This window comes from Actinomycetospora sp. (assembly GCF_055612215.1).
This window is the reverse complement of sequence record NZ_JBVPVA010001178.1, coordinates 1-1421: the sequence shown is the minus strand read 5'-3', so window position 1 is coordinate 1421 and position 1421 is coordinate 1. Positions and strand designations below refer to the sequence as shown.

2 protein-coding genes are annotated in these 1421 nt (G+C 71.6%); both read left to right on the top strand.

The window, feature by feature from the left end:
* Nucleotides 1–47 precede the first annotated feature (47 nt).
* Nucleotides 48–260 carry a hypothetical protein gene (locus AC0CYZ_RS31580; protein ID WP_472222203.1) on the top strand — a complete coding sequence of 71 codons (213 nt, stop codon included), beginning with the start codon at nucleotides 48–50 and terminating at the stop codon, nucleotides 258–260.
* Nucleotides 257–1421, top strand: a 1165-nt coding sequence (locus tag AC0CYZ_RS31575) for a sodium:solute symporter family transporter (protein ID WP_472222201.1), incomplete at its 3' end; no start/stop codon positions are given. The genes AC0CYZ_RS31580 and AC0CYZ_RS31575, both read left to right, overlap by 4 nt.

Sequence of the window (1421 nt, the reverse complement as noted above, 5' to 3'; positions counted from 1 at the left end):
TCGGCCTGACGCTCACCTCACAGTGAGGTATGCGCCGACCACGTCCCGTGACGCTCGCCTGCTACGTCGTGCTGGGCCTGATCACCGTCGGTCTGCTGACCGCCCCGCTGCTCGGCTTCGTCAACCGCCCGCAGCTGTGGTTCGGCCTGCCGTCGATCATGGTGTGGATGGGGGTGCTGGTCCTGCTCATCACCCCGACGCTCGCCGTCCTCGAGCTGGGCCGGAGCCGGCAGGAGCGCGGGGCGGGGGAGGACCGGTGACCGCCACCCTCGTCGTCACGTTCGTCGGCATCGTGCTGATCGCCGCGGTCGGGTTCCTCGGCCGGCGCGGGGCCATCGCCGACGTCTCGGACTGGGCCGTCGGCGGCCGCAGCTTCGGCGCGCTCACCATGTGGTTCCTCCAGGCCGGGGAGGTGTTCACGACCTTCACCTTCCTGGCAATGGCCGGCCTGGCCTTCGCCGGCGGCGCCGCCGCGCTGTACGCGCTGCCCTACATCCCGCTGGCCTACATCGGCCTGTACTTCCTCGGGCCGGTGCTGTGGCGGCGCGCCCGGGAGCGCGGGCACGTCACGCAGGCCGACTTCCTCGCCGACCACTTCGGCTCGCGGGGGTTCGGGGTGCTCGTCGCCGTCCTGGGCGTGGTCTTCCTGCTGCCCTACCTGCAGCTGCAGATCACCGGGCTCGGGCTCGCGGTGCAGCTCGCGACGGGGCAGAAGGCGTCCGGCACGGCCAGCATGGTCGTGGCCTTCGTGCTGGTGGTCGCCTTCGTCCTCTGGGCCGGGATCCGTGGCGTGGCGAGCACGTCGTACCTCAAGGACGCGCTCATGCTCGTGGTCCTGATCGTGCTCGTGGCCGTCGTGCCCGCGGCGGTCAACGGCGGGATCGGGCCGACCTTCGAGCGCGTCCTCGCCGACGCCCCGCGCATGCTCACGATCCACGCGGGCCAGTACGACGCCGGCTACTTCATCTCCTCGACGGTGGCGTCCACCCTCGGCGTGCTGTTCATGACGTTGCCGCACTCCTGGCCCGCGCTGCTCTCCGCCGGGTCGGAGCGTGCGGTCCGGCGCAACTACGCCTACCTGCCGATCTACTCGGTCTGCCTGGTGCTGCCGATGATCATCGGCTTCGTCGCGTTCACGGCGCTGCCGCCCAGCACGAACAGCAACGGCGCGCTGCTGACCATCGCGGGGCAGGTGTTCCCGTCGTGGTTCGTCGGCGTGGTGGTCGTTGCGACGGCGGCGACGGCGATGGTGCCCGCCGCCGGCCTGCTCGTCGGGATGTCCACGCTCGTGGCCCGCAACGTCGTGCGCACCACCACCGCGCGCGGGCAGACGGTCACGAACGAGGTCTCGGTCGTCGCGCTCACCGCGCTCGCCCTGGTGCTCGCGATCGTGCGGCCCGACCTGCTCGCGAACCTGCTGC